The sequence below is a fragment of the Aporhodopirellula sallentina SM41 genome, from assembly GCF_000346505.1.
GTDB lineage: Bacteria > Planctomycetota > Planctomycetia > Pirellulales > Pirellulaceae > Rhodopirellula > Rhodopirellula sallentina.
Window position 1 is genome coordinate 1 of the sequence record NZ_ANOH01000481.1, and the last position, 18,106, is coordinate 18,106.

The 18,106-nt window shown below is 55.2% G+C and carries 16 protein-coding genes; 12 read left to right on the forward strand and 4 right to left on the reverse strand.

What is annotated here, in order from left to right:
* Positions 1-387: 387 nt before the first annotated feature.
* A complete protein-coding gene (locus RSSM_RS30860) occupies positions 388-903 on the reverse strand; it encodes a DinB family protein (protein WP_044304129.1) in 516 nt (171 codons plus the stop codon).
* Between the two features lie 138 nt (positions 904-1,041).
* Between RSSM_RS30860 and RSSM_RS30865 the strand changes: the two genes are divergently transcribed.
* The 12 genes from RSSM_RS30865 (at position 1,042) to RSSM_RS30920 (ending at position 14,398) form a co-directional block, all read left to right on the forward strand.
* Positions 1,042-1,851, forward strand: coding sequence for an inositol monophosphatase family protein (locus RSSM_RS30865; RefSeq protein WP_008689331.1), 810 nt, complete (start codon positions 1,042-1,044; stop codon positions 1,849-1,851).
* A 309-nt stretch (positions 1,852-2,160) separates the two neighbouring features.
* Positions 2,161-3,039, forward strand: a complete 879-nt coding sequence (gene fliP, locus RSSM_RS30870) for a flagellar type III secretion system pore protein FliP (RefSeq protein WP_236621516.1) — start codon at positions 2,161-2,163, stop codon at positions 3,037-3,039.
* Between the two features lie 69 nt (positions 3,040-3,108).
* Positions 3,109-3,375, forward strand: coding sequence for a flagellar biosynthesis protein FliQ (gene fliQ / locus RSSM_RS30875; protein ID WP_008689336.1), 267 nt, complete (start codon positions 3,109-3,111; stop codon positions 3,373-3,375).
* Between the two features lies 1 nt (position 3,376).
* Entirely contained in the window at positions 3,377-4,168 is a 792-nt protein-coding gene (locus tag RSSM_RS30880) for a flagellar biosynthetic protein FliR (protein WP_008689338.1), read from the forward strand.
* Between the two features lies 1 nt (position 4,169).
* Positions 4,170-5,240, forward strand: coding sequence for an EscU/YscU/HrcU family type III secretion system export apparatus switch protein (locus tag RSSM_RS30885; protein ID WP_008689339.1), 1,071 nt, complete (start codon positions 4,170-4,172; stop codon positions 5,238-5,240).
* Positions 5,241-5,684: 444 nt separating this feature from the next.
* Positions 5,685-7,700 carry a glycoside hydrolase family 127 protein gene (locus RSSM_RS30890; protein WP_008689341.1) on the forward strand — a complete coding sequence of 672 codons (2,016 nt, stop codon included), beginning with the start codon at positions 5,685-5,687 and terminating at the stop codon, positions 7,698-7,700.
* Positions 7,701-8,086: 386 nt separating this feature from the next.
* On the forward strand, positions 8,087-8,500 hold the full coding sequence (locus RSSM_RS30895) for a hypothetical protein (protein ID WP_008689344.1): 414 nt from the start codon (positions 8,087-8,089) through the stop codon (positions 8,498-8,500).
* Between the two features lie 53 nt (positions 8,501-8,553).
* Positions 8,554-9,444 carry an SDR family NAD(P)-dependent oxidoreductase gene (locus RSSM_RS30900; protein ID WP_008689345.1) on the forward strand — a complete coding sequence of 297 codons (891 nt, stop codon included), beginning with the start codon at positions 8,554-8,556 and terminating at the stop codon, positions 9,442-9,444.
* Positions 9,445-9,713: 269 nt separating this feature from the next.
* Positions 9,714-11,141 (forward strand): DJ-1/PfpI family protein, encoded by a 1,428-nt coding sequence (locus RSSM_RS30905; protein WP_008689347.1) that lies wholly within the window; start codon positions 9,714-9,716, stop codon positions 11,139-11,141.
* Between the two features lie 649 nt (positions 11,142-11,790).
* On the forward strand, positions 11,791-12,993 hold the full coding sequence (locus RSSM_RS30910) for a DUF1559 domain-containing protein (protein ID WP_008689350.1): 1,203 nt from the start codon (positions 11,791-11,793) through the stop codon (positions 12,991-12,993).
* A gap of 146 nt (positions 12,994-13,139) precedes the next feature.
* Complete coding sequence (locus RSSM_RS34040) at positions 13,140-13,298, forward strand: secreted protein (protein ID WP_008689352.1); 159 nt, start codon at positions 13,140-13,142, stop codon at positions 13,296-13,298.
* Between the two features lie 212 nt (positions 13,299-13,510).
* Entirely contained in the window at positions 13,511-14,398 is an 888-nt protein-coding gene (locus RSSM_RS30920) for a DUF1853 family protein (protein WP_160168196.1), read from the forward strand.
* Here RSSM_RS30920 and RSSM_RS30925 read toward each other — a convergent pair.
* The 3 genes from RSSM_RS30925 to RSSM_RS30935 all read right to left on the reverse strand — a co-directional run.
* Entirely contained in the window at positions 14,367-15,437 is a 1,071-nt protein-coding gene (locus tag RSSM_RS30925) for a hypothetical protein (RefSeq protein ID WP_008689353.1), read from the reverse strand. The two genes, RSSM_RS30920 and RSSM_RS30925, sit on opposite strands and share 32 nt — an antisense overlap.
* Complete coding sequence (locus RSSM_RS30930) at positions 15,434-17,866, reverse strand: membrane protein (protein WP_044304127.1); 2,433 nt, start codon at positions 17,864-17,866, stop codon at positions 15,434-15,436. The genes RSSM_RS30925 and RSSM_RS30930 overlap by 4 nt, the downstream gene beginning before the upstream one ends.
* On the reverse strand, positions 17,866-18,106 hold a 241-nt coding region (locus RSSM_RS30935), incomplete at its 5' end, for a hypothetical protein (RefSeq protein ID WP_044304128.1). The genes RSSM_RS30930 and RSSM_RS30935, both read right to left, overlap by 1 nt.

An 18,106-nucleotide genomic window follows, 5' to 3' on the forward strand; every position in this document is an offset into this window, starting at 1 on the left:
TCATGCAGCAGGTTCTTTAACAAGATCCACTACCGCCATCCCGCAAACGAAGCTGCGTCGAAATACGAGCCGGTTCGCCAGAATTCAGTCCTCCGAAGTCTGGCGACATCGTTTTTCCAAACGTTCTAGTCGTGCGTCACGATCAAGAATGAAGGTTCAAGGCCGTAGCGAAAGTCGCCAAAACTTTCGGTGATTCACGAGCCCTCCCGAAACTCTTGGCGATTTTCGCTACCCTAAATCGAGGCTTTGACGCACCACTAGTACTTCAGGTCAACTTGGTTTTCGGGTAGTGGACGAGGCGACGAGTCCTCGATTCGCTGGTCAAGCAAGGGGATTCCTCGCGTCATCCAGTACGATTCCACCCGAACGCCACGCTGCAGTGAAATACTAGGCTGCGCCGAGCCCCATCGCTCGACGCCACGCACTGAACTGGCCAATGTGAAGCATCGCGTGACCGCCTAAATAGAACGCGTGGGCCGATCCGACCGTTGCGAACTTGGCTCTCAGCCGTTCATGAGTGTTTTCAGCGCCGAACGCAGCGTCTTCGGTCGCCATCAGCACTTCGATCGCATATTCATGAGCAGCGAAAAACTTGCCCGTGATTTCTTCCATCGACGGGTACAACGTTCCCTCCGGATCATCCAAACAAGTCGCCGAGGGTGCGAACAGTGCCTCGAACTTACTCGAAGGCTGGATTGACGTCGCATCGCCACCAACCTCCGAAACCACGCGGCAGGGATACAAACTCAGGTGTCCTAGGATGAAAGCCGGGTGATTGGACACAATCTGCTGTCCGCCTACCTCGGCAAAACGAGCAAACTGTGACGCAGTGACGTCCTTGAGCAATCGCTCGGCATACCCCACACTCATCCGCGCCGAGTCGGCGATGATAGATCCGATCAATTGAGTCCTCTGCATTCTTTCATAAGGTACGGATAGATTGAGCAGAGAGTGAAACAGAAAACTGCGTTTGCTTCAATCACGCCACCGAAAACGAACCTCGGCTAACCTCACTGCAACCATTCACCTGCGGCCGCTCCCATGACAAATGCGCAATTGATTCTCGACACCGCCATCGCCGCCTCTCGGACTGGGGGAGCAATCCTTCGTCGTTACTTCGAAGAGGGTGTCACGATGCGAAACAAATCCGGTGACGGCGGGAAGTCCTACGACCTAGTCAGCGACGCCGATGAAGAAAGTGAACAGGTTATCGCGTCGATCATTCGAGAGACGTTCCCCGACCACGAACTGCTCGGCGAAGAATCGCTGCAGGGCGGCGATGTCGATTCAGAACACCTTTGGATCATCGACCCGCTCGATGGCACCAACAACTTTGCCCACCGCATCGAACACTTTGCGGTCTCGATCGGCTACTACGAGAACGGCCAAGCGAAAGCCGGTGCCATTTACAACCCGATCCACGACGACCTTTACACCACCGTCCACGGCCAAGGGGCGTTTCGAAACGGGCAACGCGTTTGCGTTAGTTCCACCGACCAACTCGGCCAAGCGATGATCGGATGCGGATTCTATTACGATCGCGGCTCGATGATGCAGGCAACGCTCGCGGCAATTGAAGAATGCTTCTCGCATAACATCCACGGGATTCGCAGGTTCGGCACCGCGTCGCTCGATCTATGCATGGTCGGCTGTGGGAAACTCGAAGGGTTCTTCGAATACAACCTCTCGCCATGGGACTTTGCCGCGGGATCACTGTTTGTCACCGAAGCGGGCGGACAGATCACGGACGCACGTGCAGGAACGCTGCCGATGAGCAGCACCAGTGTCGTCGCCAGCAACTCTCATTTGCACTCAGCATTGACTGAAATCACCCAGCGACATCACCCCTAAAGCATCAACCCACTAAAAAACGCGTGAAACACGTAGCGGAAACCCTCTTTCGACAAAACGCGGATTTTTCCTAAAGTCCGAGAGGTCCGCCCGAGAATCCGGCCATCGTTCCTGATGAGCCCTCCGCAACTGCTCCGTTTGGCAGTTTGCCGAGGCTTGGTAAGCGAACCGATGGTTCATTGATTCGTTCTCGGGCACAAAACGCCTCCCACAATCCGCTACTTCGTGTCAGCATACGCTTCCCCTGTTTCAATGCCACGCATCCGCGTCCGCCGGGATTCCGGTCGGTACGTCGCGATATCCACTTGGATGAAAAGGCTCAGTGGCTTAGCGTTGACCTTCGTCGCGTTGACACTGGCCCCAACACCGAGTTACGCGCAAGAAACCGAGTCGCCCGATGAGGTTGTCGATGCCCGCACACCGATTCGCGTTGGTGCGGGGGATCGGCTCGAACCGCTAGAGACACCGCCCTCCGACCGGGAGCCACTCGATTTCCTCAACGGAGGCCCCGAGAACTGGACCAGCCCCGAGGGCATGTCCGGCAGTTTGCAGATCATGCTGCTGCTCACCGTGCTCTCGCTCGCCCCAGCGATTCTGTTGATGACAACGTGCTACGTGCGAATCATCATCGTGCTCGGTTTGCTTCGCCAAGCAATCGGGTTGCAGTCACTGCCGCCGAGCCAAGTGATGACGAGTGTCGCGTTGTTCATGACGCTCTTCGTGATGACTCCCGTTTGGACGCGAGTTTACGACGATGCGATCGAACCCTACACCAACCCGGATGTGGAGATGTCGCTCGAGGAAGCCTATGAGGCAGGCTCCATCCCCGTTCGAGAATTCATGTCACGTCAGATCGACGTCGCCGGCAATCACGACGACGTTCATCTTTTCTACAGCTACATGGACGCCGACGCACCATTGCCAAGCACCTTTTCCGAAGTGCCGATGCGAGTGCTCCTTCCGGCCTTCATCCTCAGCGAACTGAAAACGGCGTTCCTGATGGGTTTCCAAATCTACCTGCCTTTTCTCATTGTTGACTTGGTCGTCGCGAGCGTCACGATTTCGATGGGGATGCTCATGCTTCCTCCCGCCGTCATTTCGTTGCCCTTCAAACTTCTTTTGTTTGTTCTCGTGGATGGATGGCGACTCGTTGTTGAAATGTTGATGAACAGTTTCGGAACAATTTGATCCCCAGTTTCCCGCTGCGCGTTCAACTTTCAAAACCAAACTCGCTTGCCTTAACCACCATCATTAAAAATGCTTGAACCGTCTTCCGCTGTTGACCTGATTCGCGAAGCCCTCATCGTCGCGATCGTTCTCGCTACCCCAATGCTGTTGATTGGCATGGCCGCCGGACTCGCGATTGGCTTGATTCAGGCACTCACTCAAATTCAAGATCAAACGGTATCCTTCGTCCCCAAGATCCTCGCGATGGCGGCAGTGTTGGTGGTTTGCATGCCATGGTTGATGACTCGCATGATCGAGTTCACCCGTTCGGTCTTCGAAAACGCGGGCGGCCTGTGAAATGCAACCGTTCGTTGACTGGATCATGGAACACCTCGTCGTAGGTGTTCTGGTTCTAACTCGCCTCGGAATGCTCCTGATGGCAATGCCCGCGGTCGGCGTGGGCGTTCCGAAACGAATCAAAGCCCTGCTCGCTTTGATGATGACGGCATTGTTGCTACCCGCTCTCGCGGATCGTCCGTCGCTGCAGAACGTTCCCGAGATGGATCACTTGGCGAGCCTGGCGATTGCCGTGGCACGTGAAGCGTTGGTGGGCCTATTGATAGGCGCCACGATCCAAATTGTGATCACCGGGATTCAGCTCGCCGGTGAAGCCATCACCAGCACCGGAGGCATGCAACTCGGCGATTCGATCGATCCGACAACCCAAAGCAGCATGCCGGCGATGGCGAGAATGGTCGGCATGTTGGTCACCGCGGTTATGTTGCTCGGAGGCGGGCACCGCGTCATTCTCAGTTTGCTCGTCGAGAGCTTCGATCACGTTCCGCCGGGCAACATCGTCTTTCACGACTCGATGATGCAGGCGGTGATTGACTGCATGAGCGGAGCACTCGCCTCGGGCGTTCGCGTCTCCGCCCCGGTGATCGCAGCGTTGTTGTTGAGCAACCTCGTAACCGGTCTGATCAGCCGCACGATGCCACAAATCAACGTTCTTGCGATCGGCTTGAGCGTCAATTCGCTGGCACTCCTTGTGGTGACTTCCCTAACGATCGGTTCGGTTGCTTGGATCTTTCAAGACGACCTTGCCGTCAACGTGGAACGCCTCTCCATGATATGGAACAAGGGCGAATAACATGTCCGATGGAGATAAGAAACACTTTGCAACCGAGCGGAAGCGGCGTCAAGCTCGGGAAAAAGGCCAAGTCGCCAAAAGCCAAGACCTGACCTCGGCGACGCTGCTCCTGGCAGCTCTCGGTGCCATGTACGTGGTCGGTGGAAAAACCGCCGCGATCATGGCCGGCGGAATCGAATCGGCACTCTCGAACTCTCGCCTGATCGCCTACACGCCTCAGGAAGCCACCAGCGAAATGATGCGGCTGAGTGGACGTCTCGCCATCGCGACCGCTCCGATTTTATTGTTGATGTTCGTCGGCGCGATTGCGATCAACTTAACCCAAGCGGGCCTGATCCTCTCGCCCGACAAACTGATGCCCAAACTCAGCAACATCAGTCCTCTCTCCGGCGCCAAACGCATCTTATCACTGCGCGGAATGATGCGATTGCTGTTCGGAATGGTCAAAGTCGGACTGATCGCAACCGTTGCATACTATGCGTTGCGGGCACACAAAGACAGCGTCATCGGAATGGCGTCCATGTCCGTGCCACAAATCGCATCGACGATGTTTCACACGCTCTTCGGTGTTTGTTTGTGGATCGGATCAGGTCTGTTCGTGCTGGCCCTGCTTGAGTGGGCGTTCCAAAAATGGAAGAACGAACAAGACATGATGATGACCGACCAGGAATTGCGGGACGAAATGAAAGACACCGAGGGCGACCCACAAGTCGCCGCTCGGCGTCGTCAAGTCGCTCGTCAACTGGCAATGAACCGAGCCAGCAACGATGTCCCCAGCGCCGATGTCGTTGTCAGCAATCCCACCGAACTCGCCATCGCGATTAAGTACGACCCCAAATCGATGCCCGCGCCGATTGTCGTCGCCAAAGGTGCCGGGCTCATCGCACAAAAGATCCGCCGAGTCGCTCTTGAGAGCGGCATCCCGGTAGTCGAACGAAAACCTCTCGCCCAGTTCCTCTACAAGAACGTCGAGGTCGGTCAAGAAATCCCTGCAGACCAATATCAAGCCGTGGCCGAAGTCCTGCGTTACGTCTATCAACTGCAAGGACGAGAAATTCCGAAAGCGGCATAGACCTCCCGTCCGTGTCTATCGCTGACGCAAAGGGGCCGACATCTTTTATTGCCGCTTCCTCGGGTGCCGTTCGTTTGCCCTGTCAATTGCTCCATCGACCACTCAGTCGACACCCAACACCCGAATCAAAATCTGCCGATTCCAACTAGGCAAGATAAACCGAGCGGCATTTTGACGCTCGCAAACGGGGGTACTCTCTTCGCAACACCTCAATCTCTTGTCTCACCTCGACGTTACCCCTTGTTCAACAAGGCTTTGCAAGCAATCGCTTGCTAAACGAACGCGAGCCATCGCCCGAGGACTGCGAACTCCATCGATTTGAGGGATCGAACTGCGACGCACTAGAATGACAAGCTGAACTTCACACCCGCATGTCACTGCCCGCTCGTCGCCCCTCATTCCGTTGCGACCGGTGCGATAGGACCCCACACCACTAACAGCACCATGAGATCGATCAACGCAATCGTCACCTGCCTGATTCTCGCGTCATTCGCTCAGGGACAAACCAAAGGAATCATCGACTATTCCGACAGCCCACATTCCCGGTTCCATGGAATCAACATCGGCGACTGCCGTTGGACCGATGGCTTCTGGGCGGAAAAATTTGCGTCGTGTGAGGAAACCATGGTGCCGCACATGGGCGAAATTCTCAAAGGTGACACCGGACACGCCCTCAACAATTTCAAAATCGCCGCGGGAACACAAAAGGGAACACACAAAGGTTTCTCATGGCACGACGGCGACTTTTACAAATGGATGGAAGCATCCGTGTATTTGTACGCGATCAACCAGAACGAGGACTTACTAAGTGAACTCGACCAACTGATTGAAATCATCGCCAGCGCGCAGGAACCCGACGGTTACCTTCACACCCAAATTCAGATTGAGGAGATACCTCACTTTTCAAACCGGCGTTTTCACGAGATGTACAACTGCGGACATCTCTACACCGCCGCATGCATCCACCACCGCGTGACGGGAAAGACGAACTTCCTGAAGATTGCGACGAAGAACGCGGACCTTCTTTATCGACTCTTTCAACCTCGCCCCAAACAATTGTCTCGGTTCGGATTCAATCAGACCCAAATCATGGGACTCGCTGAACTGTATCGCACGACCAAAGACGCTCGGTACCTCGAGCTCGCCGAAATCTTCATCAACAACCGTGGCAACCAACGTGATTCGGATCACCCAACAGTGACCGGCGAATCCACCGGTGACATGGTGCAGGAACGAGTTCCGCTTCGCAAAGAGACCGAAGCCGTTGGGCATGCGGTACTCGCGTTGTATTTCTACGCGGGGGCGGCCGATGTCTATGCCGAGACAGGGGAACAAGCGCTGTTGAATGCGTTGGACCGTCTCTGGAGCAACGTCGTTGACAAAAAGATGTATCTCACAGGAGCCGTCGGCCAAGCACACTATGGCATATCGAGCAGGCGCGACCGGATCTCCGAAGGCTTCGTCGGCGAATACGTGATGCCGAATTCATCCGCCTACAACGAAACGTGCGCCAACATATGCAACGCAATGTTCAGCTATCGAATGTTGAACATCAAAGGAGAATCGAAATACGCCGACGTGATGGAGCGTGTCCTGTTCAACAGTGCGTTGTCCGGAATCAGCATTTCCGGCACCCATTATTTCTACTCCAACCCACTGCGACTCGTGAACGGTGCTCGTGACTATTCCAAGATGAATACCGAGTCACCGCACCGCAAACCGTACCTCAAGTGCTTCTGCTGCCCTCCCAACCTCGTCCGTACCATTGCCAAATCTTCTGCGTGGGCCTACAGCCTTTCCGAGAACGGCGTTGCGGTGAATCTCTATGGCGGGAACTCTTTATCGACCCAACTGCGAGACCAAACTGCGATCCAGTTGACCCAGCAAACGAGCTATCCGTGGGATGGAAAAGTCACCATCACAATCGAACGCTGCAAAGACACCGCCTTCGACATTCATCTACGCATTCCCGATTGGGCGGAAGGCTCTGAGGTGTCCGTCAACGGTCAAAAGCGAAACCGCGAATTAGTCCCCGGTCGATACGCAACCATCAACCGACAGTGGGCGTTAGGGGATGTGATCGAATTAAACATGCCCATGCCCGTCCGCCTGGTCGAAGGACACCCTCGCATCGAAGAGACTCGCAATCAAGTCGCGATTGCCCGGGGCCCGGTCGTGTACTGCATCGAATCACCGGACCTTCCTGAAGAAACAAGCATCCTCGACGTCTACCTGCCATCGAATTCGAACTTGACCGCCGAGTTCCATCCAGATCTCCTCGGCGGTTTGACAGCAATTGAAGGAACGATCGCCATTCGCGACAGATCCACAGCAACGATGTATCAAACGGTCAAGCAACCGACTTGGACGATGCAACACACAACGTTCGTGCCCTATTTTGCGTGGTGCAATCGAGGCGAGTGTGAAATGACCGTGTTCCTTCCCGTCATTTGGCAGTGACCTACCGAGCACGAACCCCACGGCTACTGCGTCGTGTCCATCCAATCACTATTGAATACCAATCAGGCCTTTGTCAGAGGAGGTACTATCCGAAGCCCTAGACAGCGGAGTTCAAAAAACAACTTTTCTCGATTGCTATGCACAGGGAATATGCACAGCAGATTGAACTTTGCTTAAGAACATTGCATCCCCGAAGTCGACACGGCTAAATCGACACCCCCAACACAAAAGACATAAAAAAATCGGCAGGATTTATCGGGCGAAATAGCCATTCGTTTCGAGAGGCTGTCAGGCGGTACACACTTTGCTTTTCTATTAGGGAAGTCACGCATGCTTATTTCGTAAGCATTACGCTTGACCTCCGATTCCCCCATACGGTGCCACCAATGACGATCCGCGCCAAACGGCTGCCAGGCAAAACACGGTCACGCCTGTCCTGGTTTCGCGTCCACCCCGGAAAACCACTCGATGTCTCTTTCCAGTTGGTCGACACGAGTCGAACGACCATCAACTGGGTCGGCCACGAACCTCGCTTTCGAATCTACAGCCAATTCGTTGACCAACTCGTGGTCGTGGAAATCACAGACCCACAACGCTGTGAATTCAAGCTCGGCGGCATCTGGCGACTTCGCCTTTCTCCCGATGAAACAGCATCTCTCCCGCGAGGCGGCATGCGTTTCACTCTTGAACACCGAGAATCGCTAGAGGATTATCAACTCGGTCTTCTCGGCACGGTGAGTTGTTGTGAGCCCGTTCCGGCGACCGAACACAATCGCATTTCACAGCTTCTGCCTCGATGACCCAAACGGTCTCGTGACCGCGAGAAGTTTCTCATGCGCCTTCACCAATCTTTATGAAGCCCGAACGCCCCCAGGTCGTTCTCATCACGGGAGCGTCCGTCGGATTGGGCCTCGCGATCGCCCGCCGCCTCATTCTCGAACAGCGGCAGCAACCTCTTCATCTCGTCCTCACCGCTCGACGTTCGTCTCTCGATCGGTTCAAAAAGAGCGATATCTCCGAGAGCGAACGACTCTGGATTCGAGAACTCGACATCACCTGCCCGCGACAACGCGAGACCGTGATCGATGAGATTCAAACCACACTCGGTGGTGTCGACATCCTCATCAATAACGCCGGCGTCGCGTACCGGTCATGCGTGGAACATGTGACCGAGCCCGAACGGCTGCATCAAATGAACATCAACTTTCGTTCGCCGATCGAACTGGCACGTCATGTTTTACCGGGCATGAGAGCTCGACGAGCGGGGAAGATCATCAACATTTCGTCGGTCGGCGGCATGATGGCGATGCCCACGATGTCGGTCTACTCCGCCTCCAAATTCGCACTCGAGGGAGCCAGCGAAGCTTTGTTCTACGAACTCAGACCGTGGAACGTCTCGGTGACACTGATCCAGCCGGGATTCATGCGTTCGGACGCATTTGAAAAAGTACCGTACACGATTCAAAGCTCTCGTGCCTCGCAGGACGACAACGATCCGTATCACGAGCACTACTATCACATGGAGCGTTTCATCGAAAAGGCGATGCACCGCGCGCTGGCCACTCCCGACTCCGTTGCCGCCAAGGTCGCCAAAGTAATCCGTCAGAAGTCGCCTCCCCTACGTGTCTACGGCAGCATGGACGCATTACTCTTTTCTTTTCTACGGCGATTCTTGCCGAGACGATTCTACAACTGGTTCCTTTATCGCAATCTCCCCAGCGTGCGGAACTGGGGAACCCGTTGACCACCTGCAATCTCATCGAGCGTCCGCCACGCTGCATGTGACACCAACAACCTGCGTTTCATGCCGATCACCGCATAGAACGAGGCGCGTGCACTCATCTTGAAGCCAACTCGGCATACACGTCCCCGATGACGTGCACACTCGAATCTGACCTACTAACATGGCTGGATGCCGCGAGTCCCTCACGAGGTTTCGCAGCATCATTCCCATGCAGAATTTTCCCATGGAGAATTCGCGGTCGATTCCCCTCTACCGACAGGCGACTTGCCATGATGACAGGAACACTACGGCTCCTCACCGGATCTCTTCTGATCCTTTGCGGCACAACGAATATCAGCGCGTGGGATGATCTGCTGCCGCGGATTGACGTCGATCGCCAAACCGTATCCGGAACGTGGACAAAATCCGAATCCGCCATCACGGCCAGCGCGAACGGAGCGTCACGACTCACACTGCCGTTTCAGCCAAAATCGGAATACGACTTTCGCGTTAGCTTTACTCGCAACAACGGGGCACACTCGATCGCCCTCTTTTTTGCTACCGGTCAGGGTCAAGCATCCTTTGAGGTCGACGCGTGGGGGCAGCACCTCGCGGGTATTCAGAACATCAACGGCGAAACGATTCAAGAAAACGACACAAGAGTGAACGACGTTCAACTGGAAAACGGCAGACGATACACCGCCATGGTGGAGGTCCGATCCGATCACATCGCCGCCTACCTCGATGGCAAACGACTCGCCGAGATGCCGCTTACCGGCCAGCGATTGACTGTCCCATCCATCTGGACGATACCCGACACAACCGTGCTCGCCGTCGGTGCCTATGCATCTGAAACAGTCTTTGACTCAATCGAAGTCAGAACAGCGAGCGATCGGTCTCTTGCCTCCAACGCAAATCGAACCGGCAACATTGGACGCCAAAACAAATCACAGATGAGTAGATCTCGTCAGGATGACCGCCCCCGAGTTCCGCAAACCGAATCTTCGTCAACGGCTTCGATGCCGACCGACACGTCCGCTGCGACAGGCAAACGCGTGCTGTTGGTGATCGCCAACCAAGACTTTTTCTATCGGGAATACATCGAGCCGAGACGCCAATTCGAACAAGCCGGAATCAAGGTCGACGTGGCCGCAGGCCGCAAGACGTTGTGTCGCCCGCACAGCAACTCCGGACAACGAGGTGATGGTTCCGTGACTCCGGATCTTGCGATAGCCGACGCCAACGCTGCCGACTACGACGCGATCATGTTCTCAGGTGGTTGGGGCTCTTCGATGTATCAATTCGCATTCAACGGCTCGTACAACAATCGCACTTATAACGGTGACACGCAAACGAAGACGGCAGTCAACCGTTTACTCAATGACTTCGTTGAGCAGGGCAAATTCATCGGTGCCCTCTGTCACGGCGTCTCGGTCTTGGCATGGGCGAGGGTGGACGGCAAGAGCCTGCTGCACAATCGCCACGTGGTCGCGTCACCACGGCAAAGCCCTTCGGGTACGTACAATGGCCGCCGCGACCAACCTCTCTCGCGATGGAACGCAGAAGCCAACCGGGCACGAGTATCTCCCGCTCGCTCCATCGGGAATCCGCGAACTTCCGCTGACGACGTATTGGTCGACGGAAAGATCGTGACTGGCGAAGACGACAATTCCGCGAAATTGTTTGGTGCCACCTTGGCAAAGTTACTAACTCAGTAGCCCAAGCACCTATCCGAAAACTGCGATCGACCAATTCGCCGAAGGGCGTTTGCCCGGTTGTGCCTTGCCAACGGCGGCTTTCACCGATCGGCTGATTTGTATTCGGAACGCTTCCAAGGCGTCCTTCTCCGTCGGCGCCTCTCAATAGCACCGTGTTCAATACGAAATCGGATCCAGAGTCGCCGGAAACAAGCGCGGGAAAGCCGGTTGCCCACGTGGTTGCCGAATCGTTCTAGCGCAAGTGTCGATTTCACGATCTGATTCGGCGCCAAGGACGCTCAAACTTTGGACGAATTGCCAATCGATTGACAGCGAAGGCCAAGCGGCGAGATGCGCAACTCAAATCGACAATTTCACAGCACAAACCGACCCACATTAGGTATCCGCACGGCACCTTCCCTCGATTGAAGTACCCAATTCTCTTTTTCACTTTCTCAAACGCCTTCGCGAGCCATCGTCAGTGCTTTCTCACCCCCCCACGCTGGGGACTGTCGCAATTTCGCATCTCACTGTCGCAAATCACCGGGTTCAATCTGCGGCCAACGGTCAATGATAGGCAATGTCCCCCTGGCTTCCGTTAGCCAGCCCTTACGTTTCCGTAAGCAACAGCTCGGGAAGTTCTTGAAACCTCTTATCTACAGGAAATCTTATGCAAAACAAACAACGAAGCGGTTTTACCCTAGTCGAACTGTTGGTGGTGATTGCCATCATCGGTGTGTTGGTGGGGCTTCTGCTGCCCGCCGTCCAAGCTGCACGTGAGGCGGCCCGCCGCATGAGCTGCAGCAACAATTTCAAGCAAATCGGCTTGGCGATGCACAACTACCATTCGGCATACAACCAACTGCCGACTCAGCTCGGTGGTACCGGCTTGGGAAACAGTGGCATCACCGATGTTGATAAGCACGCGGTTCCCCCAACATATGACTTCGCCAACCTGGGACGGTTGAGCATGCTCGTCGGCCTGACCCCATTCATGGAACAACAGGCTCTTTGGGAACAGATCAGCAACCCAAGCCAGGAAACCGTGACCGGTGCATTGAAATCACCACCGTGGGCTGCGATGGGACCGGCTCCGCACCCTGACACCAACACCTACATTCCATGGGCAACGGAAATTCCGACCCTTCGCTGCCCAAGCGACCCGGGCAAAGGTCTCCCCAGCCAAGGACGTACCAACTACGGCGCCTGCACGGGAGATTCGAACTATTGGCAGGAACAAGGTCCCGTGGACGACATGCTCGTTCCAACGTCAGGCGCGGCCACGAACTTCAATCCATCCGACCGTGGCTTCTTCTCACCACGAAAACGCAGTGCCTTCCGCGATATTCTCGACGGCCTCTCCAACACGATCGCTGCCGGAGAAATCGTAACGGACCTCGGTGACCGCGACATTCGTACCCGCATGCGGAATGACAACGACTTCCAGAACAATGGCCCGATCGTTGGGAACGACGAAGCCGATCCGGAACGTCCACAATTTTGGCGATCGGGTGCATCGAATGTCGCTGGTGGTGCTGGCGAGGGTCGCGGCTACATCTGGTCAAACGGGTACGCACTCTACACCCAAGTCAAAACCATGGGACCTCCTAACTCCGCACTCGTTTTGGCGGGATGGACCTATGGAACGGGCCTCGTTCCTCCGGGCAGTCGTCACCAAGGCGGTTGCCACGTGTTGATGGGTGACGGAGCGGTCAAGTTTGTCACCGATTCGATCGAAGCTGGAAACCAAAACTCCGGTCCCGTCTGGCGGGACGGAACTGGAATCCGTGCTCCCGGTCAAGTCAGCCCCTACGGTTTGTGGGGAGCTCTCGGTACACGAGCCCATAAAGAAACGATCGACGAGGAAATCTAAGCTCGAACGATCCAGTTGCGTCACCTTCGGATCCTTACCAATCGTCCCGAAGGTGACGCGTTTTTGCATTCGACCAGTCACTTCCAAATCCATTCCCATGCGGATGCACTCATCCGCATCAATCAATCCCCACCTTAGGAAACAGCATGCTTAACAAAATCGCCTCCTTGGCTTTCATCCTCGTTCTCGGAACCTGCCTTTCGGGTTGCTCGGGAGACGCAGAGAACGAAGTAATTGTTCCTGACCCCGACGTCACCTATTCCGGCGACTATTCCGAAGACAGTCCTGAGCCCACCTACGAGTAAACCACTCTCAAAGAACGTTGCTCCCGTGAGCAACTCGGTCTTCATCTACGATGACCTTTCTGTCAAACGATCGCGTGCACACGAGCCATCCTTTGCCTCCCCGCGATCGTTAAAGGTATGCTTTGCGGTTTTCCGATTTGAAACGAAGGCGAACGCCGTTCTACTGATTCGAATCCGAATAGCTTCCAAACGGATTTATTCGGATCGGGTCCTTGTTACGGAAACCGCGGGCATCCTCTCTTCCTGGCAAAATCTTGGCTTCTCCGGCTCAACTCCTTCGTGATTTGCTTTGGACCGTCAATAGCCCCTCGCTCATTGTCGAACCAGATCCGACGGGAACTAGACGAACGCTAACGTCTGAAGAAGTCGATGTCTCACACCTAGTCAATTTTTTCGCGACGGGCCCGCCACGCAAAGTCGGCTACTACTTTGAGCGGTTGGTGTTGTACTGGTTGGTTCACATCCGTCATGTGGATCTCATCGCTCACACACTGCAAATCCACTCACACAAAAAGACCGTCGGGGAAATTGACTATCTCTTTCGTGACGAACAGGGAGCCACGGTTCATCTCGAAGCGGCCGTTAAGTTCTACCTCCACCAATCCGAACACTCTATCGACGGCAGCCATTTCATCGGTCCAAACGTGCGAGATACGTTTGAGCGTAAGATGCAACGAATCTATGAGCATCAACTCCCGCTGAGTATCGAATACTTCCCCGAGGTCGACATCCGCGCCGCGATCGTGAAAGGACGCATCTTCTACGAAGGGGATCGTACGAACGCGGTCGAATTACCACCTCGCATGTCAGCCTCTCATCTGAAGGGCGGCATTGCCCGTGTCGGCATGATTGACTCGATCGATTGTGCTGACTTGGTCCGATACCAAATACGACGCAAACCATGGTGGCTCTCGGACAGCCTAGCTCATCCCGAAGAGGATTCTCTGCTCACGGGCAAACAGCTTTCTTCCTACATCGCCGAACACTTCTGCGAACTTGAAACGCCAGTACTCGTAAGTCGACTTCACTTGCAATACAACCAATACGCGGAACACGACCGCTTCTTCGTCATTCCTGATCGCTGGCCTTTGCAGGCGTAACCACGTTGGCACCGTCGCTGCCTTGCTGCTCCTGCGAAGCCGCTTGGTAGATTTTGGCGAGTTCCAACATCAGCAATTCGAGTTCATCGTAGTAGGTTGTTTCAGGCATCTCGTGCTTGCGTCGTCGTAGCGTTTCGACCTGCATTTCAATGTGGTCTCGTTCCACGGATTGCTCGTCCGACAGTTGTGGCGTTTGCCCATTAATTCCCATCGGAAACGCGACCCGCCTGGCCAATTGCCCATCGATATCGGCTTCACCTTTGGCGTTGGCGATCACTCGTGTCCCCCGGAATGCCTTCGCTCGTGTTCCCAACGCGTCTCCATTGTCGTCAATCAACGCGTGCTCCGTGGCGATACGAGATTCGCTCTCGTAGAACCGTTGCGTTTGCTTACTTGCTCTCAAGAACGCCTCGAGAACGGATACCTCATGATCGTGGTCGAGGTCCGATTCGAGCGACAACATCGCCTCGGAAAAGTAGTCGCCGAACCTAGCAAAGTTTTGCTCGGTCGCGGACTCGGTGGCGGTCACAACAATACGTCCGGGGGCAGACAGTGCGTTGACAAAGGGACCGCTCGAAGAACTGCAATTAACGATCACCAACGGAGCCTTGAGTTGCGGATCGCTTGCATTGGCACTCGTCGTGTTTAACCATTTCGCCAACTCACTCGCCGTCACATCTGGTCCACGCAAGTTGAACTTGGACTCACCCTCCCGATGAGTCCCGTGGCCGACGAAAACGATCCAATGCGTCGTGCCGGAATCACTCCATGAGCTCACCCGAGAACGCAATGTCTCGTAGTCGCTCTCGCTTGACTCCGTTTCGCCAATCACCTCGATTTCGATTTCGCCTCGTTCTGCGATTCCTCTCCATCGGTCTGCCCACTGAGCGAACTGTTCAGCAAACTCGCTCGTGCCGGGCGCGCCAATCACGAGCGTGATGTCATGACCGCGCGGCGCGGATTGCTTGGCGGTAACACTCATCGGTGCCACCAAACACATCACAAATAACACCATCGCTATCGCAAATTTTCGACTCATGCCATTCCCTTCCAACGTCTCAGTCCCCATTCGGTGCACAGACATGCAACCAACGCGGTCAGCCACCACGCCGAATGCCAAAGAGGGTAGGTCCAGGTCTGCATCACAGGCACCTTTTGCGACGGCAACGCCTCCGCAAACGCATCAAGATCATCATCGCTGATCACCCTCCCACCGGTTTGCTCGGCAATCGCCGTCATCATTTCACGATTCAACACGACGTTACGGAATTCATCAACAGCGGGCTCATACGCCCATCCTGATTCGTCTTCACCGATCGGTGCGTGATCCGCGCCGGATGCCTTGGCCGACACCCGAAAGGCGCCGGGTCGATCGCACCAATACGTGGCTCGATACACACCGGCCTTTTGTTCGTCAGCGGACGCCTGCAGAACCAACGGTTCCGATCCGATTGGCGTGACCGTCAACTCAATATTGGCATTGTCCAGCGGAAGATACGCCTCGTCTGAAACCGATACCACAATGTCAACAGCCTTTGGCGAGTCCACGTGATCTTCCACACGTAGGTCAACTCGACGAGGAACCTCACCTACCAACCAATGAGCCAGTTGGCGCCACATCTGCGCCGGATCGTCTTTTGTCTCATCACTTGAATCCGGCGTGCGATGCATTGCCCACCGCCATAAATCTCCGATCGGCGACGCCGCTGTTCGGCCGCGACCAAACCGCTGCGTCACAAGAGCCGGCGTCGAAACTCCGTCCTCGCTCTCGACATCAGCCAACACAACTGCCCCGGGTTTCGCATCGCCAATCGCGTTGACAGTCGTTAGATGCGGCAACCGGTTCAAACGGCTTTTTTCGTCTGACTCGTTGCGACGCAGACGCAGCCACGGTTCCAACATCCCTTCGCGAGAGATCGAATATTGATACTTCGCCGCAACACTCTGCTGGCCTTCCCGAGGACCATAGACCGCCGACAGTTCTCCGAGAACTCCGTCGGAGAATTCTCTTCCCGAGAACGATTCCTGACCGCCGAGCATCAACAGACCGCCTCCTCGAAAGGCCACGAAGCGACGCAGCAACAGCAATTGGTCCTCACTAAAAAACTCGGGCTCGATATCGTCCAAGATCACCGCATGGTATGCGAACAACTCTTCAGCCGACTCGGGGAATCCGTCACTCAACTCATCGGATTCTTTCACTCCCATTCGAATGATGACGGGTTCGTCGTATTGTTGCGTGAGCTCCGCTTCCTTTTCATCAACACCGCGAAACAGTGAATTCGATCCGGAAACGCCTTGATCCCGAAAACTGAATTTGGGCTCTTTATTGGCGATCCGCAGCAACCCCACCAACTCAATTTCCGCATCGCTCGCGATTGCTCTTCGCAGAAATTTGAATTCCCAATTGGGACGTCCGGCGACGTACAGAATTCGGTACGGTCCAGAGTCTCGATCCACCGTGACGAGTCGCCGATTATTGACCAACGTCACGTCCGACCTCAGTGATCGGGGTTGCCCGTCATCCATGGAATCAAATGCGTCTCGATCGGATTCAGCAAACACCGTCGCGCGAAAGAAACGCAGCCCGGATTGATCCGGGCGGAACTGAAAAGTGACCTCGCCGGTTTGTTGCCCCGAACGCAAGGTGAGAGACTGCTCCTGAGCAGAATCCTCGTGTTCGTAGTCCTCGAGCCTCACGACCAAATCGCGTTCGTCCCCGGAGTTTTCGACCTGCACTCGTACCGAAACAGGAGCCGATTCGAAATCGGTTTGACGCACCGTCACGTTCGACACTCTAACATCTGCGAGGGAGGCCGATTCATTTGGAACAACTGGGTAGATCGGACAATTCAGATCTTTCCAATCATCCGTCCCCACGGATTGCGTTGTGTTGCCATCGGTGAAAAGAACAATGCCAGCAATCGGTCGCTCCAAAAACCGATTCCGCACCGCTTCAACGCTAGGCCGGATCCGCGAACTGTATTCGTTCGTGGTGTCTAAACGGAAGTCTCGCTCGGCGCTAAAAGAGACCTTCGCAACACGCGACGAGAACGTGTAACCCCGAACATCAAAATCCTGCTCCAATCTCCGCAACCAATCGTTCCGGCTGCCAAACAGTTGTTCGACGCGTTCACGCCTGGTTATGGAACCTCCCGTCGATTGCACCTCCATGCTTTCGCTGCGGTCGATCAAGATCGGCAGTAAGTTTGCACGAGGCTGCGCACGTTCGCTGTTCCGCATCGGTTGCAACAAACAAATCGCAGCCAAACCGATCGCCGCGATTTTCAACGCTGCGGCAACCCAACGAACGTTGCCCATTGCATTGCTTTGGGCGTAATTCCAGATTGTCATTCCGCTCAACAGCGTGGCCACAACCGCGACCGGTACCAACCACTGCGGCGCTCCCCACGACACGCTGTCGGCGATCAGTTGATTCGCTCCCCAGAACAAAGACTCCTCCCGCATCACTGCCCACTCCCCAACCGTTCGTAGTATTCACGAACCGCATTGCTGTACTGATCCGGGACCGGATCTCGATCGATCGGAACCAATGCGTTCTTTTCCGCCGATCGTCGCATCCATTCCTCCCGAACGTCGCGTCGCAGTTCACGCAAAGGTTCTGCAATCATTTCCTCAACGAGATCCCACTGAGGAGCCTTGGAGTGCCGGATCAGGTCAGCTCGAAAGTCTCTCGCGCGATCACGA